Annotated in this window: 21 protein-coding genes; 9 read left to right on the forward strand and 12 right to left on the reverse strand. The window is 40.2% G+C overall.

The annotated features are described in order from the left end of the window. Positions 1-3: 3 nt before the first annotated feature. The 4 genes from nusB (at position 4) to B1C82_RS02395 (ending at position 4,534) form a co-directional block, all read left to right on the forward strand. The gene (gene nusB, locus B1C82_RS02380) at positions 4-468 is read left to right on the forward strand and encodes a transcription antitermination factor NusB (protein WP_086446023.1); all 465 of its coding nucleotides are present in this window, start codon (positions 4-6) and stop codon (positions 466-468) included. Continuing rightward, the gene (locus B1C82_RS02385) at positions 416-2,488 is read left to right on the forward strand and encodes a tetratricopeptide repeat protein (RefSeq protein WP_162494907.1); all 2,073 of its coding nucleotides are present in this window, start codon (positions 416-418) and stop codon (positions 2,486-2,488) included. The genes nusB and B1C82_RS02385 overlap by 53 nt, the downstream gene beginning before the upstream one ends. 56 nt (positions 2,489-2,544) lie before the next feature. Then, entirely contained in the window at positions 2,545-3,825 is a 1,281-nt protein-coding gene (locus tag B1C82_RS02390) for a HEAT repeat domain-containing protein (RefSeq protein ID WP_199775844.1), read from the forward strand. Between the two features lie 70 nt (positions 3,826-3,895). Next, a complete protein-coding gene (locus tag B1C82_RS02395; protein ID WP_086446025.1) occupies positions 3,896-4,534 on the forward strand; it encodes a hypothetical protein in 639 nt (212 codons plus the stop codon). A 162-nt stretch (positions 4,535-4,696) separates the two neighbouring features. Here the strand turns inward: B1C82_RS02395 and B1C82_RS02400 are convergent, their stop codons facing one another. Together B1C82_RS02400 and B1C82_RS02405 are read right to left on the reverse strand one after the other, a co-directional pair. Then, positions 4,697-5,338, reverse strand: coding sequence for a hypothetical protein (locus tag B1C82_RS02400; protein ID WP_086446026.1), 642 nt, complete (start codon positions 5,336-5,338; stop codon positions 4,697-4,699). Beyond that, positions 5,310-5,954 carry a J domain-containing protein gene (locus B1C82_RS02405; RefSeq protein ID WP_086446027.1) on the reverse strand — a complete coding sequence of 215 codons (645 nt, stop codon included), beginning with the start codon at positions 5,952-5,954 and terminating at the stop codon, positions 5,310-5,312. Before B1C82_RS02405 ends, B1C82_RS02400 begins: the two co-directional genes overlap by 29 nt. A gap of 112 nt (positions 5,955-6,066) precedes the next feature. On the opposite strand from B1C82_RS02405, the gene miaB reads away from it, so the two are divergent. The 3 genes from miaB to B1C82_RS02420 all read left to right on the forward strand — a co-directional run bounded on the left by miaB (position 6,067) and on the right by B1C82_RS02420 (position 10,105). Then, the gene (miaB, locus tag B1C82_RS02410) at positions 6,067-7,416 is read left to right on the forward strand and encodes a tRNA (N6-isopentenyl adenosine(37)-C2)-methylthiotransferase MiaB (protein ID WP_086446028.1); all 1,350 of its coding nucleotides are present in this window, start codon (positions 6,067-6,069) and stop codon (positions 7,414-7,416) included. Next, complete coding sequence (locus B1C82_RS02415; protein WP_086446029.1) at positions 7,413-9,194, forward strand: LptF/LptG family permease; 1,782 nt, start codon at positions 7,413-7,415, stop codon at positions 9,192-9,194. The genes miaB and B1C82_RS02415 overlap by 4 nt, the downstream gene beginning before the upstream one ends. Before the next feature lie 74 nt (positions 9,195-9,268). Further along, the gene (locus tag B1C82_RS02420; protein ID WP_086446030.1) at positions 9,269-10,105 is read left to right on the forward strand and encodes a hypothetical protein; all 837 of its coding nucleotides are present in this window, start codon (positions 9,269-9,271) and stop codon (positions 10,103-10,105) included. A gap of 206 nt (positions 10,106-10,311) precedes the next feature. Here B1C82_RS02420 and B1C82_RS02425 read toward each other — a convergent pair whose 3' ends face one another. Continuing rightward, entirely contained in the window at positions 10,312-11,118 is an 807-nt protein-coding gene (locus tag B1C82_RS02425; protein ID WP_234008510.1) for an FcpA-related putative periplasmic flagellar protein, read from the reverse strand. A 93-nt stretch (positions 11,119-11,211) separates the two neighbouring features. On the opposite strand from B1C82_RS02425, the gene B1C82_RS02430 reads away from it, so the two are divergent. After that, positions 11,212-11,658 (forward strand): methylglyoxal synthase, encoded by a 447-nt coding sequence (locus tag B1C82_RS02430; RefSeq protein ID WP_086446032.1) that lies wholly within the window; start codon positions 11,212-11,214, stop codon positions 11,656-11,658. A 1-nt stretch (position 11,659) separates the two neighbouring features. On the opposite strand, the gene B1C82_RS02435 is transcribed toward B1C82_RS02430, so the two are convergent. From B1C82_RS02435 to B1C82_RS02480, 8 genes are all read right to left on the reverse strand, one after another. After that, positions 11,660-12,049 (reverse strand): hypothetical protein, encoded by a 390-nt coding sequence (locus B1C82_RS02435; protein WP_086446033.1) that lies wholly within the window; start codon positions 12,047-12,049, stop codon positions 11,660-11,662. 8 nt (positions 12,050-12,057) lie between these two features. Beyond that, positions 12,058-14,466: a TonB-dependent receptor gene (locus B1C82_RS02440; RefSeq protein WP_086446034.1), complete on the reverse strand. Its 2,409-nt coding sequence runs from the start codon at positions 14,464-14,466 to the stop codon at positions 12,058-12,060. An 840-nt stretch (positions 14,467-15,306) separates the two neighbouring features. Then, the gene (locus B1C82_RS02455) at positions 15,307-15,798 is read right to left on the reverse strand and encodes an SRPBCC family protein (protein ID WP_086446037.1); all 492 of its coding nucleotides are present in this window, start codon (positions 15,796-15,798) and stop codon (positions 15,307-15,309) included. 35 nt (positions 15,799-15,833) lie between these two features. Then, positions 15,834-17,855 (reverse strand): tetratricopeptide repeat protein, encoded by a 2,022-nt coding sequence (locus tag B1C82_RS02460; RefSeq protein ID WP_086446038.1) that lies wholly within the window; start codon positions 17,853-17,855, stop codon positions 15,834-15,836. Next, on the reverse strand, positions 17,852-19,891 hold the full coding sequence (locus B1C82_RS02465; RefSeq protein ID WP_086446039.1) for a 6-bladed beta-propeller: 2,040 nt from the start codon (positions 19,889-19,891) through the stop codon (positions 17,852-17,854). Before B1C82_RS02465 ends, B1C82_RS02460 begins: the two co-directional genes overlap by 4 nt. Before the next feature lies 1 nt (position 19,892). Then, the gene (locus B1C82_RS02470; protein WP_086446040.1) at positions 19,893-20,132 is read right to left on the reverse strand and encodes a hypothetical protein; all 240 of its coding nucleotides are present in this window, start codon (positions 20,130-20,132) and stop codon (positions 19,893-19,895) included. Positions 20,133-20,414: 282 nt separating this feature from the next. Beyond that, positions 20,415-20,645: a hypothetical protein gene (locus tag B1C82_RS02475; protein ID WP_199775822.1), complete on the reverse strand. Its 231-nt coding sequence runs from the start codon at positions 20,643-20,645 to the stop codon at positions 20,415-20,417. 82 nt (positions 20,646-20,727) lie between these two features. Further along, positions 20,728-21,654, reverse strand: a complete 927-nt coding sequence (locus tag B1C82_RS02480; protein ID WP_086446042.1) for a histone deacetylase family protein — start codon at positions 21,652-21,654, stop codon at positions 20,728-20,730. A gap of 92 nt (positions 21,655-21,746) precedes the next feature. On the opposite strand from B1C82_RS02480, the gene B1C82_RS02485 reads away from it, so the two are divergent. Then, on the forward strand, positions 21,747-22,880 hold the full coding sequence (locus B1C82_RS02485; protein ID WP_086446043.1) for a putative glycoside hydrolase: 1,134 nt from the start codon (positions 21,747-21,749) through the stop codon (positions 22,878-22,880). A 56-nt stretch (positions 22,881-22,936) separates the two neighbouring features. Here the strand turns inward: B1C82_RS02485 and B1C82_RS02490 are convergent, their stop codons facing one another. After that, positions 22,937-24,214 carry a tetratricopeptide repeat protein gene (locus B1C82_RS02490; protein WP_086446044.1) on the reverse strand — a complete coding sequence of 426 codons (1,278 nt, stop codon included), beginning with the start codon at positions 24,212-24,214 and terminating at the stop codon, positions 22,937-22,939. Positions 24,215-24,569 lie beyond the last annotated feature (355 nt).

The following is a 24,569-nucleotide window of genomic DNA, read 5'->3' on the forward strand; positions in this document are numbered from 1 at the left end:
TCTATGTCTTCTTCCAGAAGGAAGTCCCGCGAAATCGCAGTAATGGCATTATACCAGTTGGAGCTGGTGAATTCCGCATTGTCGGAGGTCCTAAAGTTCCGTTGGTATGACAAAAAGATAGAAACTGAAGAAAGGGATTTTGCAGTTTCTATCATAAATGGTGTTGTGAAAAACGCGGAAACAATCGATACTCTCATCAAGAAATACTCGAGGAATTGGGATTTTGCTAGAATCTCCCCAGTGAACAAATGTATTCTACGTTTGTCCATTTATGGGATATTGCATTCCAAGGAAATTCCGCCCAGGGTCACCATCGACGAAGCAGTCGAGTTGACTAAGGAATTTGAAAGCGAGAATTCGGTCCCTTTTATTAACGGGATCTTGGATTCCATCCTTCAGTACGAGACGAACCGACATGGAAAACCCGATCCGCAAGAACCGAATCTTCCTGGAGACGGAAGAACCTAAACCCTCCTACTATTATGGGGACGAACCGGAAGAGTTTCGTCCCAGACGTCATTATAATCCGACTGCGTTTGCTTGGGGTGCCTTAGCTGCTTCTCTTCTTCTTTTGATCGGTCTTGCAATTTGGTATTCTTTCTTCAGAGAAGGTGGCCCAGGTTTTGGCGGGAATGGAGTTGTAGATGGTAAATCTCCTTATATGCCAAAGGGAAGTCTTGCCAAAGAATACCAAAGACCTTATTTACCTGATGGCACGAATAATCCCCTTTTAACGAAGTGTATTTCTTTATATAAACAGAACCATGTTAAACAAGCATTCGATTATTGTACCGAGTTTTTGACAGGCCCTGTTACCGACCAAGAAAAGTCTCTCGCTTTGACCATTCTTGGCGTGATCTATTATGAAAACGAAAGATTTCCTCAGGCTATCGATTCGCTGCAGAAGGCGATAACTCTGGATGGGAATAATATATACGCATATTATAATTTAACTTTAGCGTATGCTCATAGCGGTCAAAAAACTGCTGCAAGAAATACAGCATTAAAAGCAAGAGAGATTGCGCCTAATGATCCTCGTATTGCTTTAATGGCGGGGAATCTTTTCAATGAGATTGATGATCCAGATGCTGCGATAGACTCGTATAAGCAGGGACTTTCTTCTTCTCCAGATGATCCTTATCTAACTTATAACCTTGCATTGAGTTACTTTAAAAAGGGAGAGATCCCACAAGCGGAAGAACAATTTAAGCTTGTAGTGATGAGGGCGAGAGGTGGAAAACTCGCGGCAATTTCCAATTCATATTTAGGAAATATTTCTTACAATAGAGGGGATTATGTTTCTGCAGAACATTATTTTAGAGAAGCAGCAACAATAACTCCTAACGATGCAAAGGCATTATATAACCTTTCTATTGTTTTGAAGAAGAATGGTAAATTAGAAGAATCTGTAAAATATTTGGAACTAGCCAACCAAGCAGGTTCTAATGATCCGGAATTATTTAGATCGATTGCAGAAGGTTTCGAGCAGTTAAATCAAGGTGAGCAATCTATCAATGCCCTCCAGAAAGGTCTGAAATATAATCCAAACAATTTGGATCTATTATTCCAACTTGCAGAAACATATTATAATAAAGGGAACCTTCTCGCCGCAGAAGAAACTTACAGAAGGATTGTAGATTCCACTCCGGGTGACAGTTTTACGGAAACAGCATTATTGAACTTGGGTGTTGTCCTGGACCAGATGGAAAGATATGGGGAAGCGATTACGTATTTGAATCGTGTCCTGGATCTAAATCCTAAAAATGCAAAAGCATATTATAATTTAGGCCTTGTTTATAAGCACACAGGTAACGGCACCCAAGCAATCGAGAATTTCCGCAAAGCATCTTATTTGGATCCGGATGATATCAAACCTAAGGAAGCGTTGGGTGATTATTATTTGGAAAATAAATTTTATAGGGAAGCGATAGAAGAATATTCCATACTCTTTAAACAAAAAGAAGATTACTATAAGGTAGCCTTAAAACTTGCGGAAGCATATATGGGCACAGGAGAATCTTCCAGTGCAGAAAAAATACTTCTGCAAGTGTTGAACAGATCCAGAAATTCAAATGAGATCAAGCAGGCTCATAAGAAACTTGCACTTCTATACAATAAGTCAAAAGATCCTGATCTGAAAAACAAGGCCAAAGACGAAGCATATCGCTCCGCTCATATGGATCCGGAAGATTATGAAGGGCGGTTGGTTCTTTCTAAAATTCTTTTGGATTCCAATTCTGTTTTGGATCGAGAAAAAGCGATCGAAGAATTGACAGCGATTGTAAAATCAGAAGTAAAACCTAAAACTACATCCACAGCCTATAATTATCTGGGGGTTGCATTTTACAAGAACGGAGAATATAAAAAGGCGGTTCGTGCCTTCCAAAATGCAATAGACTTAGATCCGTCCAATACGGAAGCTTACGATAATAAGCGTGCCGCGACGGCCGCATTGGAGGATTCCTCCAAGAGGGACGGTCTTTTCTGAAAAGAATTCCATTCTTTTGTCTGGTTCTATTCTTCACTTTATATTTCGGCGGAAGTATTTTCGCCGAAGAACAAAAGGATCCATTTAAGGAGTCCGTTCTTTCCAAAGGAAGATCTCAATCCAGAGCTATCTCCGAGATCAAATCCAAAAACCGTTTGGATCTTGTAAAAGAACTTCCAAAAATTATTTCAGAACCAGACGCAAGAGAAGATAGTATCTTCGCTTCTTTAGCACTATTTTCTGAGTTAGAAGAATTGGACTCACTTGCTCCAAATTGGGCAAACGAGCTCGATACAGTTTTCAAAACTACCCGAAATACAGAGATCCAAACGAGGATCTTAGAACTCGCAGATCGTAAAAAAGAAAAAAGACTGATCTACGCAGTGATTGCAGGACTCACTCATACTGATTTTGAAGTTAGGCAATCTTCTTATCGATATGTGCAAGGGATCAAGGATGACCGTGCGATGCCTCATGTCTTGGATCTTGCTGTTTCCAATAATCCGGTCTATCGAGAGTATTTTTTGGAATCTGCTATATGGATTAAAGACGAAAGGGTGCAAAACCTCATTAATAAATTTGCTACTGACGATATTCCTGCTCTTCGTAGAAGGTTTTTTACAGTATTAAATAAAAATAATATACAAGATAATCGTGGTAATATTCCGCGCATGGCTGCTTCTGATCCGGATGAAGATGTTCGTCTACACGGTTTGGAGATCTTAAAAAATAGAAAAAGTCGCCAATATATTTCTCTTTTTTATAAAGGAATCACAGAGCCGAATCCGGATCTCAGAAAAATATGCACTGAAGCATTATTCTATTTAAATGATAAGCAAGGAGCTAAATCAGTTTCTGAACAATTGGTAAAGGAAACTGTTCCTGGATTAAAAGCAAGATTGATCGATCTACTTTTGGATCTTGGTGCTCATGGGGGCGGGCAAGGACTACTTACTGTCCTGGATTTGGATAAGGATCCTGGCCTTCGTTTTCGCGCTGCAGAAGTTATGGGAAAATTAGGATTTAATCCTGGAACTAGCGAACTTAAGCGTATTTTTGAAAAAGAAAAAGTGAACGACGTCAAACTTTCCCTCTTAAAAGCATTGGGAGAGTTGAAAGACAAAACTTCCGTACCGGCACTCATCTCTTTCGCTTCTAATAATAAAAAAGAATTTCTTCCTCTTCGTTTGCAAGCGATCGATACTGTTCGGATCATTGGCGATCCAGAATGTTTGCCCGCATTGTTCGATGCCTATGTGATAGAAAAAACTCCCGAAGTAAAATCCGAAATGGAAAAAGCGGTCCGAGAGATCATTTCTATTAAGGTCTCTAAGTAAAGAGTCATAGAGTGGAGTGAGACACAGGGAATTCTCACGCAGAGGCGGAGAGTCGCGGAGGATTTTAAGAATGCGGGTTATCCTTTTATTTTTTGTATTATTAGCGGCCTCCTGCAAAACCACTTTAGAACGTAAATATTTGCCAGAAGCTTCTTGGGATAAAAAAGAAGGAAGGGCGGAACGTTCGAATAGAGAAAGAGTCGCTTATGATGTACGGGCATGGGAAGTCAGAGGAGAGGTTTTAAAAGGTATATTAGAAGATCCTAATAATAATTCTACTATATCTACATCCAAAGAAAGTTTGTTGGATTCAGATTTGGGCTGGGATCCCAAAGGGAAACGAGTGTTTTTAGTAGATATTCGCCCTAATACGATATATCGCCCCGTGGACACTTTGGGAGAGATCGGGATCCGTTTAGGGGAATGTGAAGGTAAAGATAAGGTCGAATTTCCCTATACATATTATTTTTTCCCTGTAGAGAATGGAGGGGGAAGGGATGGCAAAAACCAGATCACAAAACACAAATTCGAAAATTCTAAACCTTCTTCTTCGCCAACAAAATTGAAGCATAAAAATTCTTATGAAGAAGAAATCAAAAAGGTCTTAGCAGCATTTCCGGAATCCTGTTTTCAAAAGGGCCCGAATTCGTTAGAGGTTCAAATCTTAGGTTATGAACTTTTTACATTTAGGTTCTTGTTCGAATACTAAGTTGTGTGTTGGAGCTCCTACATGGGGTTTGAAGGGCGCCCCCGCCCTGCATTGGGAGGGGGGAGTGGCCCGTGGGAGAGCTTTCACTCAACTATCATATTTCCCTAAAACTTACAACAAAATTTCCTTGCACTAAATCTTGTTGGAGCTCCTACATCTCGATCAAATATACTGCTTTAGATATTCTTTCCCTTTTAGATGGCTCGGATATAAGATAGGAAATTCCACTCCAGTGCGCTTTCTCTTTCTGCGATACGCTTTACTAGAATCGGTATAGACCTCGTATTCTGATTCTACTCTGAATAATAGTTTTTCCCAAAATAGGAAATGATTATCTATAAACTCTTGTCGCACATCTTTTGCTCTGGAAGTTAAAGGACATTTGGTTTGGAATTCTTGCATAAATACTAAACCAACCAAAACCCCTCTTGTATCTAAATAAGGTTCTAATGGAAAAGTTCTACAACTGATAGAGCGGTTCTCTCTTTCACAATGTGCCACTCCTTTACATTCACAAAATGTAATTTTCCTATGATCGTATACCGCAAATTCTTTTTTTTCTTCTCTGGTCATCGGAACATATGCTTTCCACAAGTCTGTTCTTTTGGATAACATTTCATATTCCGCTTTATATAATGCGGGTAGTGCATTATCTGCTTGGCAACAAACCGGGATCCCGCCGTTGGAAGGAGCACATAAACTTCCACAATTATATTCTGTGACTTCTTCTTGAAGAAGTGTATAATAATATTGTATTTCGTCCTCTGTTAAGGCCTTAGGGTCCGATGTCCGTGACTTCTTCATTCTGCTCTATTTCTCTTTTTTTCTCTCTTGCTGAGATCACTCTTTCCAGATAGAATATTCGGAACAGTGTATAGGCTGTCCCCATAAACGTACAGGAAAACAAGAGTCCCCATCTACGATAGAAAAGGTCGGCGCTTGTGGAGAGCCAGCCGTTTTTCTGGAATACTACAAAAACGAGAGAAGAAATTACCAATATTGAAAAGCAGGCTAATATAAAATATACAGTTGTCCGGAAGATCCAAAGTTTATCTTCTCGTTCGTATTTTAACATTAGGAATTGTTTGTATAGTCTCTCGTATTCCTTAGGTGTGGAAATTCTTTGAACTTCAAAATACTTTTCAAATTCTTCCGGGACTCCTTCCGGATCTGGAAGCACTAATTCGTAATCTAAGGAAGCATCATAACGTTTTCGTCTGAGTGGGTCCGAGAGATGATAGTATGCCTCTGCTCCTTCTCTCAATTCCGCCTCTTTCCAGGGTACCCAAGAATATTCTTTTAGATTCTGTACATATTGATGAAATGCTTCTTCCACGGCTCGAGGAGAGGCATCTCTGGAAAGGCCAAATAATACATAATAGTCAGTTTTACGACTGAGTCCTGTTCCGAATCGATTCATCTTATTCGTCTTTAGAAGAATTCTGATTATGATCCTATCTCAGCAGGAAAGGAAACTTTTTTTAAGGTTTCGAGCGGGTTGACAGGGCCTTTCCTTCTCCAAAACTGGACCTATGAGCGTGCTTGAAGTAGAAAAAAAGGCCGGTAAGGTTTATATAGAGACCTATGGTTGCCAGATGAACGAATACGATTCGGGTATCGTGTCCAGTTTGATGCAAGGCGCTCAGTTTGAGACGGTTTCCGATCCGGAACTGTCTGATGTTATTTTCTTAAATACTTGTGCAATCCGTGAAAATGCTCACGCAAAAATTTACGCAAGGCTTCAAGGTCTCGGATATTTGAAAAAAAGAAATCCTGACCTGGTAATTGGAGTTCTTGGATGTATGGCCCAGAACCTGGGAGACGATCTTTTTCATCAGGAATTGCCTTTGGATTTGGTTGTAGGTCCTGATAATTATAGAACTCTACCTGAACTTATCCAAACAATTCGTTCAGATAAACAACCTGTTTCTTTAACACGTCTTTCTAAGATTGAAACTTATGATGAGATAGAGCCTAGAGTTGTAAATGGTATTCAGGCGTTCGTCACAATCATGAGGGGTTGCAATAATTTCTGCACATTCTGCGTTGTCCCTTATACAAGAGGAAGAGAGAGAAGTAGAGATCCTCATTCGATTGTAAGAGAAACTCGCGATTTGGTTGCACAAGGTGTAAAACAACTCACTTTACTTGGACAGAATGTAAACTCTTATAAGTCAGAAGGTGTCGACTTCGCAGGGCTTGTTCGACTTCTATTAGAAGAAACTGATATAGAAAGAATTCGTTTTACTTCTCCGCATCCTAAAGATTTTCCTATGCATCTTTTGGAACTTATGGCGGAAAATCCCAGGTTCTGTCCTAATATTCATCTTCCATTACAGTCCGGAAATACCGATGTGCTCGAGAATATGAAAAGAACTTATTCCAAAGAGGAATTTTTGGAAGTAGTCGATCAGATCAAATCGATTGTTCCGAATGTTGGACTTACGACAGATATTATAGTAGGTTTCCCTGGAGAGACAGAAGAGCAGTTTGAAGATACCTTAGACATGGTCCGCAAAGTTGGCTTTGACATGGCATTCATGTTTAAGTATTCGGAGAGAGAAGGTACTATCGCTCAGAAAAGATATCCTGACGATGTACCTGAGGAAGTAAAAGGAGAACGCCTGACTAAGTTAGTCGATCTTCAAACTTCTATCTCCGCGGAACAGAATAAATCAAGAGTTGGTAAAATATTTCCAATTTTGGTAGAAGGGGCTTCTAAAAAATCTTCCAAGGAAGCGTGTGGTCGTACTCCTTGCGGAAGAATGACAGTTTTTAAATTACCGGAGAATGTTAATGTAGATTCTCTGATCGGGAAAACTGTTTCTGTTAAGATCAATTTTGCAACTAGTGCCACTCTCAAAGGAGAGGTAGTAGAGTGAAAAAAAACTCCCGTACTTCGGGAGGCGATTCCTCTCCTAAGAAAAAAAAGACCGAGGCTGTTCATCGGACTGATACTACAGGTTTCGGAACGGAAGCTGCAGGAAAAGTAGCAGACGGGAAAGATTTACGTTCAGTAAGGGTGCATAACGTTGCAGACCTTCCCCCTGGTTTTTTTGTCCATACTGATAGGGAAAAATTCTGGAGATGGCTTCCCATCTTGGATCGTTACATTCTTTCCGAAATCATTCCTTCTTTCTTAGTAGCACTTTTATTTTTTACAAGTATCTATATGGCCATCGCGCTTAAAAGTATGATTGGTCTTTTTGTAGGGAAGGGTGTGGATCCTTTCCGACTATTGGATTATTTTGGTTATCTACTCGGGAATATTCTTCCTACAACGGCACCTCTTGCTTGTTTGATGAGTGGTGTGATGGCGGCGGGAAGACTTTCTGGCGACTCTGAGATTACTGCGATACGTTCTGCAGGTATAGGATTTTCCCGGATTTACGTGGTATTTGTCGGGTTCGGTATATTCTTAGCTGCTATCGTTGCATACCTATGCTTCTATCTTTCTCCTATTAATACTCGAAAAATGACAGAGTTTAATAAATGGGTTTTGGCTTATAATCCCCTTCTTGCATTAACTCCTGGACAGTTTGCTGGTGACCAAGTTCAGAATGCTGGCTCTGAAAAGGCGATCGCGATGTATACGGAAGGAGTGAACGCGAAAACCGGAGAACTTTCTGGAGTTCAAATCCGAGAGTGGACAGTATTTATTCCGCAGAACCAAGATCCGTTCCTTCTATCCTTGGGTGCTGCGAGTCGTCCTGTTCAATTAGGAGAATCTTATATTACACAAATCATCTCCGCTAAAAAAGGAACGTTAGTGGAGAAGAAGGGGCCTGACGGTGAGTTTGAAAAATCTATCCGATTGAAGGATGCATGGATCTTAGAATGGGATAGAGCCAAGCAGCAATTTTCAGTCGGAGATCTTCGAAAAGGGGAGATGGATTATAATATTCCAAAAACCGAGGAGAAAAAAAGCCTGGTTATCAATGTGGATCCAGGTTCTTTCACTCTTTTGACTCTGATCGATATTAGAAATAATATCAAGGCTGGAAGATTAGAGAGGATTCCTGGACTTGAAATTTTGCAAGAGATGGGAATTCCTTCTGATGGATCAGAAAATCTGAAAGATAGAGTTCTGAGGCTTCAATTGGAACTCCCAAATATAATGAGTGACCCTAAAATTTCTGATGCTCAGAAATCTCAGAGTGTTACTATCGTCCTTCAGCTGACTACTTTACTGAAAGAGGCTAAAAAAAGAGTCTCTCAATTCGATGTGGAGATCCAGAGAAGATACGCAATCCCTGTCTCTTGTATTATTTTTTCCTTAGTATCCTTACCCTTGGGGCTCGTAGTAAAACGATCTGGAAAAGGGATGAGTTTCACGATGGCTGTGGTTTTGATCATTGTGTATTGGGCACTTTTTACATTCGGATCGAATATTTCCGAAAATTCTAAGTTTCCGGTTTGGCTTGGACCTTGGAGTGGAAACATAGCGATCGCGATCATTGGTTCAGTCGTTATGTTAAAACGAACCGATATGCGTTTTCCGCCCGCTGTAGTAAATTTCTTTCAGATCTTAGCTAAGTTCTTTTCCCCCGTTGCCCGCGTTTTTGCCCGGATAGAAGGACCTCTTTCTTCCCTAAAAACAAAATTGACAGAGGGACTCAAAAAATTATCCTTATGGAGAAATCGAGAAAATCGATACTGATTTCCGTTTTTTAGAAGGACGGGATCGGCTTTCGACGTCTTATTTATGGCGTTGAGTAAGGGGGAGAGTCGGCTTTGAAAACCGCGAATATTTGGCACATAACTTCCGGAGCTGAATTCCCCGTACATATATGGAAACATCCGAGAATTAATATCGAATTACGTAAGGTCCAGTTAAAGGACTACAGATCGATAGAATTGGATGCTCAGGATATCAATGTATTCTATGTGAATACTAACTTGAAAGAATGGTCAGAAATTAAGGAAGACTTCCTAAAACGTTTTGAACTTCATCCGTTCGTTGCACTTACCATTATTGCTTCTCCCGAAGCCGAAGAAATTTATAATAAACTTTCTCCTAAAGGTAAAACTGAAGTTTTAGAAAATCCAGTTCAGCCAAGGTCTTTAAGGATTATTTTAGATAGAGTGATCCAGACTGAGTTTTTCAAGATGGTGGCAAACGAGATCGGGAATAGTTGTCTTGCTAACGTGGGATTTTTTGAGGGAGTTTTCGAACTCGCAAATAAAGAATATAAAGATACTCACAAAGCAAATGCTGCACTTCATGCAATCCTTGAATTTGAAGCAAAGATCAAGAAGAACAACGAAGATATTAACAAAGCAATTGAGAGAGTGAACGAGCTCAAGAACCAAGAGCTATTGACTCTTCATGAAAGATTGAAAGTTTCTGAGATTATAGATAATCTCAAGACAATGGAATTAAAACACGCGCTTGAATTGAAAAAAGCTACAGAAAGAGCTTTGGAGTATTCTAGTATAGAAGAGATTGAAATGAAGAATATCCTAGAGGCGCATACGAAACTGTTTGAATACACTGAACAAGAGATCAAAGATCTAGTTGAGGAAAACAAACGTCTTAGAAAAGAACTAGGACTTCCTGAGAATAATTAGAACTGAGTGTTGGAACTCCTACGTGAGGTTTTAAAGGGCGCCCCCGCCCTGTTTAGGGAGGGGGGAGTGGCCCGTGGGAGAGCTCATTTCCCAATATCATATTTCCCTAAAACTTGCAACAGAATTTTCGACTGCAAAATCCTTGTTGGAATTCCAACAAGCAAACGTTGAATTCACTTGTAGGAGTTCCTGCTTACTCTTCACCTTTACTCTCTTGCAAATAATTCTAAAACTTTTTTGAATTCGTAGGAGTTCCTACCATATGCTTTTTCAGCGTATAAGATCCCATGTTTCTTTCTTCTATCCTTATAAAAGTCCATACCTTCTGGATGACCAGATTTTTTAGCTGAAAGGTAGAGTCTCTCGTAACAATGAGATAGAATTCGATGAGGTTCCGCTTCGTCGTTAAATTTTGGATCTAATGAGATATACTTCTCCAAGAACTCTGCTGATTGGTTGAAGTTTTTAAGAGCGTATTGATGCTTTATAAATTCTCTAAAAACTCCGGCTTGTAATTCGAGAAAAGATTCAGATTTTCTAATGTTTGGGTTTGCTATCTTATCTAGATTTTTCATAGCAAGTGAAAGATTTTTAACCGAATCAAGTCTTGCTTTGGTCAATTCTCTATTCCAGACCCTTTCTGCATTTTCTAATCGAGTCTTTCTTTGCCATGGAAATCTTTCAGAATCAAGAATCTTGCCTTCTTCTTTTTCTCTCTTGGCTTTAATATTATCCGAAACTTTTCTGAAACCATCCAATGCAGCAGAGAAATACTCTTCGGTCTTTTCTAAAGCTTGTTTTGAATTTCCTTCTGAAAAATCTCCCAAGAAATCGATGTCCTTAAATTCGTTCGGATCGTCGCTCCAAGGACCATCTTTTGCAGATTCAGGGATCAATATCTCCAGCTTCTTGGGGCGATCGTGGGGATCTTCTTGGGGAAACAGATAAGAAGAAGAGGGGATCAATATCAATAGAATCAAAGTTCTTAAGCATGGAAGCTTAACGAGTTTCATTAGCACTAGAATCGGGAAACTACTTCGAGAGATAAACCATAAAAATGGTTTCATTCGGAAAGCCTCCGGATGAATTTGATTTAGGAACAGAATATGCAAAGTCCGGAAGTGCCGAAAACGAAACGTATCGTGCTTATCGCACATGATAATAAAAAAGAAGATTTAGTGGAATGGGTGCAGCTCCATAAGGATATATTATCCAAACATCACCTTTATGCTACTGGTACTACAGGAAAAATAGTCCATGAGAAAACGGACCTGCCAGTTCATAGATTCCTATCCGGACCACTCGGAGGAGACCAGCAGATTGGGGCGAAAATCGTAGATGGAGAGATCGACGTAGTTATCTTCTTTTGGGACCCGCTGACTGCTCAGCCTCATGATCCGGATGTTAAAGCTCTTCTGAGAATTGCAGTACTTTATAATATTCCAATTGCGAATAATAGAAGGTCAGCTGATTATTTAATCTCTTCTGACCTTCTTGCAAGTTCTTATAAAAAGACCACCATTGATTATAATACGGGACTTCCGATTTACTAAGTTATTCGCCTTCTTCTGTAAACGCTGCCCTATATGCTTCTGGAGGGCAGGTCAAATAGCTGCAGGAATAGGAATCGGAAGAAGCCTGGGTCCAAGTCCCCAATTTCACTAATTCATCGCAGGATATTTTATAAGAATTCGATTTGCCCTTACCGGATGGAATTCCTGCGCAGGAGAAAACGGGGATCTGCTTATAGCAGGAACAATTTCCTTCGAAAGCCCTAGTATCCGAACAATAAACGCAATCGGACTTTTGATTCCCATTTAATGCCGCAGAGATCAAGGACTGATTTTGATAATCTTCCTTCTCCTTTTTTGTTTGCGGATCATAGGTACAGGAAGAATATAATAATATTATGATAATATAAAGTGTAAAGTATCTAAAATTCATAAAATTCCTCATTCAGTGATTAAGGTAAACGGGATAGTAGTTTTAAAAGTGATATTAGTCCCTGGATTTAAGGCGTATTCTTTATAACGACTTAGGTGATTAACATATTCCTTGTCGAAAATATTCAAAACAGCAACGTCGAAAGTTGCAGATTCAGTTCCATTCGTTAGTCCGGGAATTTCTCCACCAAAACCAAGATCATATAAATTATAACCTTGGGTCGGCGTTTCCAATTTATCCACTTTATACTGGGACTGAACAAAAGTGCCGTTTAGGGAAAAATAGGGTTTTGAAATTCCGAAAAGTTTATCCGTAGTGAGTCTAAGTCCGAAACGTGCACGATTCGGAGTCATTCTCGGAAGATATTTATTTCGAATATCAGAATATACTGAATTAGGATCTGTCCCGCCTGGATTCAGAGCGATTTCCGGAGGAATATTTTTTTGGATGGTCGCTCTGAGGATATCGATACCACCAGTGAGCACTAACCAGGAAGTGGCCTGAGCTTGAAAACTGAATTCTCCACCTTCTAACTTTGCAGCATCTTGTCTGTATCTGTAAACAGGAAGGCCTGAATCGGAATCAAGCGCGCCAGCACTTACGGAATAAATATAATTATCTATCTTATTTCTGAAAACGCTAAGCTCTGCTTGGAACTTATCATTAGCAAAACGTACAGAAGCATCATAGTTCAGAGAAGTTTCAGGTCTTAAGCTATCTTTACCGATCTCGAATCTGCCGCTTCCTTCATGAACTCCGTTGGCGAATAATTCGAATGGAGTCGGAGCCCTAAAGCCTCTGCCTGCATTCAGAGCCAAAGAGAAATCTTTTGCGAATCTCCAAACAGTTCCGAGAGTTCCAGTACTAGCAGAATAATTTCTGGTTTGTTCCAGATTTCCTAGGTCAGCGTTGGCTCGTATATCCATACTTCTTTTATCAGTTCGAGCTCCCGCAGAAAAACTGAAGTCTCCTAGTTTCCATTCTTCAAATAAGAAAAATCCAATATTGCTCAGACCGTAACCTGGAATTAAAGGTTCAGTTCCGATCGTATTACTTCTTTGCTGCATACCGGAAATGCCAGCTGTGCCTTTTAGACCTTTCCATTCTTTATGGTGTATTTTTGCATCGGCTGTCGTGGTATCTAAGGAGAGATTTAGACCTTGCTTATAATCATATTTAGTCACTTGATAAGCAGAAGCTGCCTTGGTAAAAGAATCGATAGAAGGATCCAATAGAGTGTCCTTGATAGGCATATATCTATTTTTATCTTCAATTTCTCTACGATTGTTTCTTTGATAGGCTGCATCCAATTCAACATTCACGAAAGGGAGAATGAAGAATGCGTGCACATGAGTTTTCTGATGAAGAACTGTTTGGTAGGCGCTTGCTCCGGGAGATTCATTTGGATTATCATATAAGTCTTGTTCTTGGTATCTTTGGAAGGAATCCACGTAGAAGTTTCCCCAAGAACCATCCGTCCCTAAAGAAGCATTTACGTTTCTTTCATGAAAGCCGGTATTAGGTAGAGTTCCTTTTGGAGTACTGATCCTGCCAGCCTTACGAGTATCAGTTTGCACTCTATAACCAAAGTTGGTATCCTTATGATAACCGAAGAGAGAGATAGCTCCTGCGTCTTGTTTATTATTAGTGAAACTATTCGTGGAAATCGTCCCTCCTAAAAGGGGAGCACCATCCTTTGCAGTAGGTGCTTTGGAGCGAATTACATTTATCACACCTCCTAGAGCATCGGAACCGTAAAGAACCGATCCAGGACCTCTGACAATTTCCATTTTATCCACGTTAAATGCATCTAAGTCCACAGTATGATCGTCGCCGAATTGTTGTTCTTCTTGCCTTACTCCATCGGTCATCACCAAAACTCTTTGGCCTGTTAAACCTCGGATCACAGGTTTAGAAGTTCCCGCACCGGTAGTTAATGTCGCAGTTCCCGGAGTGTTTTCTAAGGCGGACATAACGTTCTGTCCCCTCATTCTTTGTAATTGTCTCCCTTCTAAAACCGTTGTTGGTTGTGGAGTTGATAAAAAATCAGAAGCTAAGGTCTTGGCAGTAACATTGATTGCTATACCTTCTAAGAGAGATGGTTTTAAAACGATATCTAAAATTTTGTCCAAGTCTTTCACTTCGAATCTTTCCGTTTTCAATTCATAGTTTGGAGCAGAGACTACTAACGTGTAGTTCCCAGGAGAAACGTGTTGGAATTCGAAACCACCATCCTTGCCTGATCTGGACACGAACTTGTTTTCCGTAAGGAAAAGTTTGGCACCCGAAACGGGACGTCCTTCTGAATCTTTAAGGATTCCTCGGACATTTACATCCAGGGAAAAAACTTCTGAAAAAGGCAAAAATAAGCCAATAAAAACAGGTAATAAATTAAGTTTATATAAAATACTTTTCATTCTTCCTAAACTCCAGACCGCTCAGGGGTCGGGTTCTTCATATACAAAATAGAATTCAAAACGGATCGCAAATGTCATCCGCTGAAAATAGTAGATGTAGATAGATTAGGAGAAAGAGGGAGGGGCTCTTCCTCTTGCAATTCCTGAAAGAAAAATTTGAATGAAGGTGAGATGTAAAATTATAAATTCATTATATTCCAGAACGGGTTGTTCCGACCTTAGGCCTTGAGCGAAGTCCGCTCCGGAATTTATTTGAGTATGAATACAAACGAGGCAGGAATCCGAGGAAATTTTCGGAGAGTGTTTTGAAAATATTCCCTTTTCGGATATATCCAAATGTGAGTGGGCACTGGTAAGCAAAAGTCCGCCGCAAAATGCGAACAACGCAAAGAGGGACCTAAGCCCATTTTTGTGTCTTCCTGCCCAGGATCTCATTTTTTCAATAATGATAAATCGTTATTAATAAGCAAGTTCTTTTTTTGGCCGCCTCCTTGCAAAGCAAGGATTAGGCTACTACGGGCTCGGGCATTTGCCCTCGTCCCTGCGGGACTAAAGCCCTTCGTATCCTTGGCGGATTCTGAAAAGGGATTTGTTTTTGGTACAGGGCAATAATTGAAGGAAAAGGAAGTCCCCACCCTCATTGGGTGGGGGCCGGTGCGGTGGTACCCGATACCCATCGGAAAAATTTCCTTACCACAGATGAGCGCATAACACAACAAATATATATAGAAGATTTTGTAGGAGGTCCAACAGATTTATATAATATAATAGAGTTGAAGAAAATCAAGTTTTCTGATATAGCGGATTTAGCTTTCCCACAAACCCACCCCCCACCCGAACTCAGGGTGGGGGCCCTTTTACTCTCCCACTGAACTCGGTCCTGTATTGGCATCCTATTTGTTTTGCAGTAATTCTATGCCGAGTATGAAATTCATTCTTCATGATTTTCTCAAGTAGGAATTCAAACAAACTGTGATTCACATACCAAGGAGGAATACAAGTGATCCTATCTTCCAAGATCGAAGTATTTTTCTCGGTCTGGATAAAAATATGTTCATGCTGAAATTTCGCGAAAGGTCCGGATTCCTGGATATCAACGAAACGTTTTTGTGGATCTAGCTCAGTATGTAAAGCTATCCATTGAAAAGAAATTCCTGGAAAAATTTTCACTCTTACAACAGCTTTTGAGCCTGGTTCCAAAGATGAGGGAAAGGAAATGACTTCAGCTCTTTTAGAGGAGCCTACGAGAGAGGCAAATCCATCTGGACCAGCATGAAATCCAAATAACTCGGAAACCTTACAATCGAATTCAGAACGACAGATGAATATCACAAGACTTCCTAAAATATTAATAAATCAGATTGTAATCAATTGGTAGATGGGCTTTCCGTCTTTTTCCAATAGGCTTTATTTCCGACTGCGATATTTCTTAAAACAGCGTCTTGATTTTTCGGGACAACTTTGGCCGTATAAAGATCAGCTTCGGTTACTGTTCCTTCGCCTAATTGGGTTGCTGAGTTAAAGAAGTAAACAGTAGTTCCTTTTTTGAGTCCGTCGATAGTACCTGCGTTTACAATCAGCGAGTCTTCTTTTACTCTATGCACTTTCCCGCTTGCAGGGATTAATGCTAAGATCTTATCTCTTGCTCGTAAGGTAGCTTCTGCGAGAGCATCTCTACCTTTTGCGTAGATCCTAAACTTCCCTAAAATTTTCTCTTCTTTATGATCCCTGAGGCTCCATTCCAAGCGTAAGTTATTGTCTTGAAAGGAAATTTTTCCACTAACAACGAAACGAATGTTTTCTCCTCTCGAATTCTTGATAGAAGAATAGTTTCTTTCCGTTTTGTGAATGGCTCCTGAATAGGGTTCCGACTCTAAACTTTCGGATTTTCTAATATTATCTAGATCGATACTGCGAATTCTTGGATCAGAATTCAAGAAATGGCGAAGAACTTTTCCGGCTAACGCGGGAAGATCTGTATGTTTTGCTAAGAAATCTTCTCCATCTGGATCGAACACAAGGACTTCAGGTGGAGTCCTGCCGTAATCTTCCTGGATACCGAACTCTCCAATTTTTACTAATCCCTCTCGATAGCTTAAGGAGGTCTTAAAGCCTTCTAAGTTATTCTCTACGGAATAACCGTATTTCTTATTATCAGGGAATTTATCTCTTAAAAGTAGAAGTAAGTTAAAGTAGCTTGGGAAAAAACCTCTTCTTTTATATTCTTCTAATGTAAGGACTAAGATTTCTGGGCGGTTGGGGAGAAGTTCTTTGGCTCGGATTAAATGGTACCAGGCTAAATCATATAAGAATGCATTTTTATTCGCTCTATATCTTTGGAGCCTATATTCTCCCAAGGTTCTTCTGAGTGAATTACCTTCTGGTAGGTTCTCCAACGCGTATAATTCTGAGCGATTTCTTGCGATCGGATCAAGATCATCCAAGGAGATTAATTTTTCTAAATCAGTTCGGGCCTCTTTGGAAGCAGGATCTTTTTTCAATCTTGAATAGGAGCGTAGGTATAAATATTCCGTTGAATTTGGGAACAGGCCTAATAAACGATTTAGATATTCTTCTGCTTCTTGGTATCTTCCGAAGTAGATCCGAGTCTTTGCTAAAAGTTTAAGTGCTTCTTCTTCGTTAGGATGTAAAGATACGGATCTTTCGAATTTCTCAGCAGCTTCCGCAATTTTAGAATCGCGTTTACTTCCTGTGGATTTTTCTGCCCAGATTAATAAAAATTTTCCCGACTCTAAGAATATCCCTGGATCATCGGAGCTTTCTGCTTCCAATTGATTTCTAAGCGACGCAGCTTTTGTGAAATTGCCGTCGAAAGCTTCTACCTTTGCCTCCAAGGTTTTTACTTCTTTGTTTTTAGGAATTCTGGAGTAGGCGGAATGGAATTCGAAACTTGCTTTCTGGGTTTTCCCGGAAGCTAGTTGTACTTCTATATAGATTGGAAATAAATCAGAATCGTATCTGTCTTCTTCTAAGAAAGGTTTTAAGATTAAAAATGCTTCTTCATAGCGGCCTAATTTTGCGAGTGTAATTGCTTTCTCGCGGACCGCTTTTTTATTTTTCGGTTCTAACTCGAGAACCTTATCCAACGATTGTAATGCTTCTTTTTCTTTATGAAGTTTTAATGCGGCATCTGCAAGTCCTAATCTGGAACGCACGGAAAGTGGATTTAAGTTTACTGCTTCTCTAAAGGAATCATAAGCAGCAGGATAATTTCTGGAAGCTAACGCGCCTTCTCCTTCTTTGATCCAATCTATAGTTTGTTTGGAGAAAATTGATAAGGAAAAACATAAAACAAAAAGAATCGCAAACTTCCTAAAAAGAAATTTCAAGTTTAGATGTTTATTTGAGATTTTGGATCCGAATATCATGGTGTAAAAAACCCGGTCTCCGCTTTTCCATTAGAGTTTCTGAAAATAGCTTCTACTACAACGGGGACATAGACATCCATTTCGTCTGGATTTATTCTGCTTTTGAAAGAAAGAAGATACCTTCTGTCTTTTTTAGAATCTATCCAGCTTCTTAGATTCTTCTCAGTTCCACCGGAAGGAATTGTTAGAAATTTTCCTCCCGTTTTTTCCGCGATCTCTTTATATACAGAAACTGATTCTCCATTTTCTCCTAAACATAGGAAGTAGATTGGGATATCATGAGCAACGGCGAAACGAATGATCTTTGTAGGAGAAAATTGTGTGAAAGCTGCTTTAGAATCTTTTCCGGAAACGATTGCAACGATTGCTCTTGGACCTAAACTATCTAATAGATCCGTGATCCCTCTTTGGAGAGATTTTCCAATCTGAGATTCTTCTTCCGGAACAAAAGAGCGTAACGCTTTCAGAATATCATACATACTTTTTCCGAAAGGGTAGGCGATTTGAGTGTCTCTTCCCGAACGGAGAAGTTGGATTTTATCGTCTACTCTGATCTCTGACAAAAACGGACGGATTGCTTTCTCGATTGTAGCATAAGATTCAGATACGATTTGAGAGTTTTCTGCAATGATAGAAACGCTCACTCGATTATTATACTTTTTCATATCTGTCAAACCGATCAACGGAGAAAGATTATCCATCTCATAGATACGGAAAGAATCCCGAGGGATTGCCTTTACCGGAACTCCATGTCTGTCTTTTGCATGAAGAACTAAGGAGATATCAGGATAATCAGAACTGATAGTTCTTTCTACAATCAGATCTAAGTTGGAAGAGAGTTGTCCTTTCGGAGAAAAAGATTCGATTCGATGTCTATTAAAATCAGCAACAAACATCGATCCAGTATAATCAAAAGTAACTGAAAATGCTTGGTCAAAATTTCGAACTGTATTTTTTGAATCCTTAAAGTTATCAAAGCCTGACCAATTTTTAGAAACGGAATCATAAATAAAAAGCCCTGCGGTTTCGTCTGCGACGACTAACTTATTATCTTTGATAGAAAGATTTCGTGGCCTTTTGAAAGAAGGGTTATTGATCTCTTTTAAAAAATTTCCTTCATGATCGAATACGACAATTCTTTTGTTTCCTCGATCAGCTACGAAAATTTCCCCACGATTGTTGACCTTGATACCTGCAGGTTGTTTTAATATGCCAACACCAATTTCTTGAAGAGCTTCTCCGGTTCTGGAAAGTTTTTGGATTCGATTATTGCCCATATCGGAAACATACAAAAATCCTTCTTTTGTGAAATAAAGTCCCGCTGGTCCGTGAAAACTTCCAGGGTCTTTTCCGGTAGAACCAAAACGGTTTAGGTAAGTACCTCTAGTATCGAATTCGTAAATTTTATCTCCGGCATAATCTGCAATGAAGATTGATTTACCGCGGATACTTATCCCGACTGGTCCTTCTAAATTTCTTCCGAAAGAACCTTTGAAATTTTCGACTGGAAAACCGTTCGCATCAAATTTCACTACGTTAGCTGTATCGAAACTTACAACGTAAAGATATCCTTCTTCGTCTACTGCTAAGTCTGCAGGGTTTCTGAAACGGAATCTTCTTAGGTCATCTCCGAAAATTGATTTATAATATTCTAAATTATCCTTTCTATTTCCGCCGCCCAATCTATATCTAAGGGCGTCTAAACGATTCTTGCTGATCAAATTGAGTTTATTAGAAGATTCTAATTGTTCCAATTCGGAAAGACTTTCCTGCCAGTCGCCACTCAAATAATATGCTTCCGAAAGAAAGAATTTAGGATGAACGAAATCTGGTTTGATGGAAAGAGACCGGACGAAATTTTCTCTCGCCGCTGCGAATTCTCCCTTATTATAATAAGCAAGGCCTCGCTTGAAGAATGTTTTGGCTTCTTTTTCTTTTAGTCCGAAATTGGGTAGGGGCTCGGACCATCCGGATTGGGTAAGAATTCCTAAGAGTAGGACTAAAACAAAAAGTCTTGTTTGCGTACGTCTCCCCATTCTAATCCTCTCTGTCGATAGAACCGCTTAAGAGACATAATTTCAACCTATTTTTCAGGCCTTCTATAATGGTTTTGTCGTTCTTACAAGCAATTAATGACCAAGATTTTGTAGGAGCTCCTACAAGCTTGAAGGTGATAAATCGGATTGTAAAAATCAGCGTTTTATGAAAATGTCCATTTTTCTCCACCGCTACGCTCCGGCCCCCACCCACAAAGGGTGGGGCTTGTCTTGCACTCATGGTTGGAGCTCCTACATTTGGGCGGCCCCCGCTTTGCGGGTCGCGCTGCTTCGATTTTGCGTTCCGCTCATCCGTGACGCTTTCGCGTCCCGGACTAAAGATCTACGCATCGCTGCCGCGACAGAAGAATCAAATCTTTGCGTCTTCGCGGCTCTGAGTGAAATTTAGCTGGGGCAATGCGGAAGGGCGGAAGTCCGGGTAAAGCCCGGATGAGCGCGAATGCGCGAACCCGAAGTAGCCCGGTCCTCTTTAAGCGAGGAGACGCCATAGCCGCCCCGAAAATTATCCGAGTCTTCTTTTAACTGAGAATCTTTCTTTTAGATTGGAAGAAGAGTTGTTGCTAGCGGGAGTGAGCCAGACGTTTTTCCAATTGGAATGCCATTCGGACCATTCGTTTCGGACAGATTGGTTTTGTTGGAGTTCCTCTTCGACCTCTCTCATCAGTCGGTCCAATAGGATCACGTAGTTTCTGAATCGCAGGGCCAGGTCGGTGTTTGAGGAAAGTTCCTGCATGATTTTCATATCGGCTGGCGGAAGCTTGAAGAGGCATTTTTTCTAGGAATTTTCGGCCTGAAATAAAAAAGAAATTCGGTGGTTAACCCGCAAGGACAGCTACATGGGCTTCTACACTTTCGGCTAAAGCGTCTAGGTCATAGCCTCCTTCTAAGAAGGATATTGTTTTGGCGCCGATCTGTTTTGTTGCGGATAATATGAGTCGTGTGAATTCCGCGAATGCGTGTGTGCTTAGGTTCATACCTGCTAACGGATCTCGTCTGTGTCCATCAAATCCAGCGGAAATTAATACATACTCAGGTTGGAATTCCAATATGGAAGGAACTACTGTTTCTTGGAAATAATGTAAGTATTCTTTATCCCCTGAACCCATTGGTAATGGGATGTTTAATGTAAAGTTTTCTCCTTTGCCTTCTCCTTTTTCATGGACTGAACCTGTTCCGGGATAATATGGATATTGGTGAAGTGAAGTGAAGAATACTTTGTCTGAGTCGTAAAATATTTCTTGGGTTCCGTTTCCATGGTGAACATCCCAATCCAGTATATAAACTCTTTCTGTTCCTTGGGTAAGTAGATAGCCTGCAGTGATTGCAATATTATTCAGCAAACAGAAACCCATGGATCTTCCTGTTTCTGCATGATGTCCTGGTGGTCTTACAAGTGCGATCCCTGATTCTATTTCATTGGATCTTATTTTATTTACGAGATCTACTCCGCTTCCTGCCGCTAAAAGTGCGGCATCAAAACTGGATTCTGAATAGGGTGTGTCTCCGTCGAAACTTCCTCTTTTGCCTTGAATGACTGAAAATCTTTCTCTATGTCTATGATTATGTACGGATTCGATCAATTCTAATGGTAGTCTGTTAGGTTTGATCCAATGTAAGTCCTTAAAGTAGGAGGTCTTATGTAGTCGATTGAGTATGGATTCCAATCTTTGGGGTGATTCGGGGTGGAATGTTCCGGTATCATGCAATAAAAACGTATCGTCATAGGCGTAGCCGAGTTTCATTTTCTTCTCCCGTTTTTTGTTGGAAGTCCTACAAAGAGGACAAGTAACTAGGTCTCCGGTTCGATATTATATAGTAGTTCCGGAGTAAATTTGTGCGCAAACCGTTTTCACTTTTTCCTATCTTAGTTCTTACCGCTTTTCCGGTCTGTGCAGAGTTCACTTTACCTTATCCAGAAAATTCGTCTAAGAAGGAAATTCCCGTTTTAGAATCTTCTCCAAATAGTAAAACCAAACTCCAATCAGCTTCTAAAGAGAAGGAGAAGAAGGAGATACGACTTTCTTCTAGAAACGTTTCAGAGGAAAGCGAAAAGGAAGCTCCTAAAGAGAAACTTAAAAAGTTTTTTACAAGACCTGCCAACAAGGGCAGCTATGGAGATCGCCCTAAATTCTATCGTGGCCTTTATGTGAATAATTCTTTGATCTCTGATAAGTCCCGAAAGAACGAATGGGAGTCTTTATTAAAAGATGCTTCAGGCTATGGGGTGAATGTTTTAGTGATCGATCTTCAGCCAAAAACTCCTTCTCCGGAAGAGATCTCTCGTATTAAGGAGTTAGGCTTTTATCCGGTGGGAAGGCTCGTTAATTTCGACGGTGGTCTCAAGACTAAGTATCCAAGTCCTGAAAGATTAAATTCTATTTTGGGTTATGTTAGAAAAGCATGTCTTTCCGGATTTCCGGAAGTTCAGCTGGATTATATTCGCTACGCGGATGTTACTGATATAGATCTTTCTTTGAAAGAAAAATATAGTAATATCAGCGAGATTGTAACTCGTATTCGCGGAGAAGCAAACCAATGTGAAAAGCTTCCATACTTAGGTGCGGATATCTTCGGTAGAATTCCTTTTAATAGAGACGATCAGATCGGGCAGAAGGTTGAAAACTTTGCCCAACTTGTAGATGTGATCTATCCCATGTTATATCCTTCGCATTTTTATGGCCAACCAGGTCGTATAGCAAATCCGTACCAAACTGTTTATGATGGATTGAAGAACACTAGAAAAAGATCCTTATCTACTACGAAAGTTGTTGGTTGGATCCAGGGTTTTGGAATGAGTCTTGGTCCTTCCGGCAAATCTTTAAAAGATTATATTAAGGCCCAGATAGAAGCAAGCGTCGACAGCGATAGTGATGGCTTTGTTGTCTGGAATATTGTAGGAAAATACGGAGATACTTTTAGAGCGATCGAGGAAAGTATCCAAAGCGGTAAGTTGAAGTTAGAGGATTGATGTAGGAGCTCCTACATTGCGGACTAAGCGAAGCGCCAAGTTCAGCGACTTCTTCCCTAAAGCCCTAGATCTTTCTCTAATATCAAAAGATCTTTATCCCCCGGAACATTCTTAGGTCTATGAAGTTTATAGGCTTGAATGGATTCTACTGCTTTTGTTCTTAAGAAGTTTGCTTCTTCACTGATCGTAGTGGACTTTGCTCCACCTGAAAGTTCCATATATCTCTTACCGTATAGAAGTGAAGTCAATCTATGAAGTCTATAATCAGTGATATTATCCAGGCCCGCTTCTTTCAAAAGTTTCCCGGCAATCTCCCAAGATTTTTCTTGGCGATTTCTAAGTTTTGGCTCTTCTTCTGGAGAGATAGTTCCCTTAGGTCTTTTGCTGGAAGAGTAAGAAACATATAGTTTATAATAGGTCTCCGCACTTCTGATCAAAAGTTCATAATCTGTTTTGGAAAGTCTGAAACCTTCTCTAGCAACTTCTTGTGCTCTTTCCAATTCTTCCGGAACAAAACTGTTTTTCGAAAAGCTTGGGGCTTGGTCCGATTTACAATTTAAGAAAGAAACATATTCTCTGGAAAATCTAATAAAGTCTTGGTCTGAATCAAACCTGGATCTTTTTTTCCAAGCGGAAGAAAATTCTGCTCCAGCGCTCATTGGCAGAATGCCTGAACATACTGGTTCTTTGGAGTCAACTCCTGCCTCGTTCAAATACAACATTCCTAATCTGTAATGTGGTACAGGAGACATCGGATCTAAACGAATTGCTTTGCGAAAAGACTGGATCGCTTCTGGGATTTCATCTCTTGTGAAATGATAATCTCCGGTTTTACGTTCTACTAATGCAGGTCCGCTTAATTCCGAAGAGACCGGATAGGCAACGGTAAGAACCTTCTCCTTTGCCATCCCCAAATATCCGACACCTCTTAATTGTTTTCCTGTAAATGCAGTTTGGAAGATGGATTTAACTTCGATTTGTCCTACGATACTTCCGTCTTTGAATGTCTCATGATCGAAATCTTTTTCGATCAAATAGAGAATTTGCCCCGGGCGAATTCCCGGATCGTAATGCACTTTTACAGTGACTATATCTGGTCTTGTATCGTATCCTAATTCGAAACTTTTGTATTTCCCTTCATATTCGATTGGTTTTACCTTATCGAACATAATGGTCTCCCCGACTAAGACCATTTTTTCTTTTCTGGGCATTCCATCTTTTCCCGTGTTTTTAGGCATTCCTATATCTCGGAACGCATACACGAATTCTTTGGAGAAGATAGAAGAGGAAAAAGCGCAGAGTAATAGAATGATTACTGGTCGGGTTAGGGCCATGGTTTTATTTTCGGCCGGATTGGAGCCGACCAATATAAGAATTTAAACTATTTCGACGGAGATTGAATCTTTAATTTGAGATACAATCTATAAATTTAAGGTTTGGGGCAACTCCCTCACATACGTTCGGGCCGCGCTGCTACGGGCTACGCGTTCGCTTCGGTCCTTCGGACTAAACCCTGCGCATCGCTGTCGCAGGGACCCGAGTGATGCTGATTAAACTTTCCTAATGTAGGAGTTCCTACTTTGGCTGTAAATCGCCCCCACCCAATCCCGCGACCCATAGGAAGTGGGATTCCCGAAAGGGTAGCTGAGCAAAGCGAAGCTAAAGTTTAAATCAAACAAGCTGCAACAT

The sequence above is a fragment of the Leptospira venezuelensis genome, assembly GCF_002150035.1.
Lineage (GTDB): Bacteria > Spirochaetota > Leptospiria > Leptospirales > Leptospiraceae > Leptospira_B > Leptospira_B venezuelensis.

Coding starts and splice junctions, on each gene's coding strand:
- B1C82_RS02395 (WP_086446025.1), top strand. CDS start 3,896: ATGCGGGTTATCCTTTTATTTTTTGTATTATTAGCGGCCTCCTGCAAA.
- B1C82_RS02425 (WP_234008510.1), bottom strand. CDS start 11,118: ATGAAACTCGTTAAGCTTCCATGCTTAAGAACTTTGATTCTATTGATA.
- B1C82_RS02405 (WP_086446027.1), bottom strand. CDS start 5,954: ATGAATCGATTCGGAACAGGACTCAGTCGTAAAACTGACTATTATGTA.
- B1C82_RS02440 (WP_086446034.1), bottom strand. CDS start 14,466: ATGAAAAGTATTTTATATAAACTTAATTTATTACCTGTTTTTATTGGC.
- miaB (WP_086446028.1), top strand. CDS start 6,067: ATGAGCGTGCTTGAAGTAGAAAAAAAGGCCGGTAAGGTTTATATAGAG.
- B1C82_RS02480 (WP_086446042.1), bottom strand. CDS start 21,654: ATGAAACTCGGCTACGCCTATGACGATACGTTTTTATTGCATGATACC.
- B1C82_RS02385 (WP_162494907.1), top strand. CDS start 416: ATGGAAAACCCGATCCGCAAGAACCGAATCTTCCTGGAGACGGAAGAA.
- B1C82_RS02470 (WP_086446040.1), bottom strand. CDS start 20,132: ATGAGTGCAAGACAAGCCCCACCCTTTGTGGGTGGGGGCCGGAGCGTA.
- B1C82_RS02475 (WP_199775822.1), bottom strand. CDS start 20,645: ATGCAGGAACTTTCCTCAAACACCGACCTGGCCCTGCGATTCAGAAAC.
- B1C82_RS02460 (WP_086446038.1), bottom strand. CDS start 17,855: ATGATATTCGGATCCAAAATCTCAAATAAACATCTAAACTTGAAATTT.
- B1C82_RS02400 (WP_086446026.1), bottom strand. CDS start 5,338: ATGAAGAAGTCACGGACATCGGACCCTAAGGCCTTAACAGAGGACGAA.
- B1C82_RS02430 (WP_086446032.1), top strand. CDS start 11,212: ATGCAAAGTCCGGAAGTGCCGAAAACGAAACGTATCGTGCTTATCGCA.
- B1C82_RS02435 (WP_086446033.1), bottom strand. CDS start 12,049: ATGAATTTTAGATACTTTACACTTTATATTATCATAATATTATTATAT.
- B1C82_RS02490 (WP_086446044.1), bottom strand. CDS start 24,214: ATGGCCCTAACCCGACCAGTAATCATTCTATTACTCTGCGCTTTTTCC.
- B1C82_RS02465 (WP_086446039.1), bottom strand. CDS start 19,891: ATGGGGAGACGTACGCAAACAAGACTTTTTGTTTTAGTCCTACTCTTA.
- nusB (WP_086446023.1), top strand. CDS start 4: ATGTCTTCTTCCAGAAGGAAGTCCCGCGAAATCGCAGTAATGGCATTA.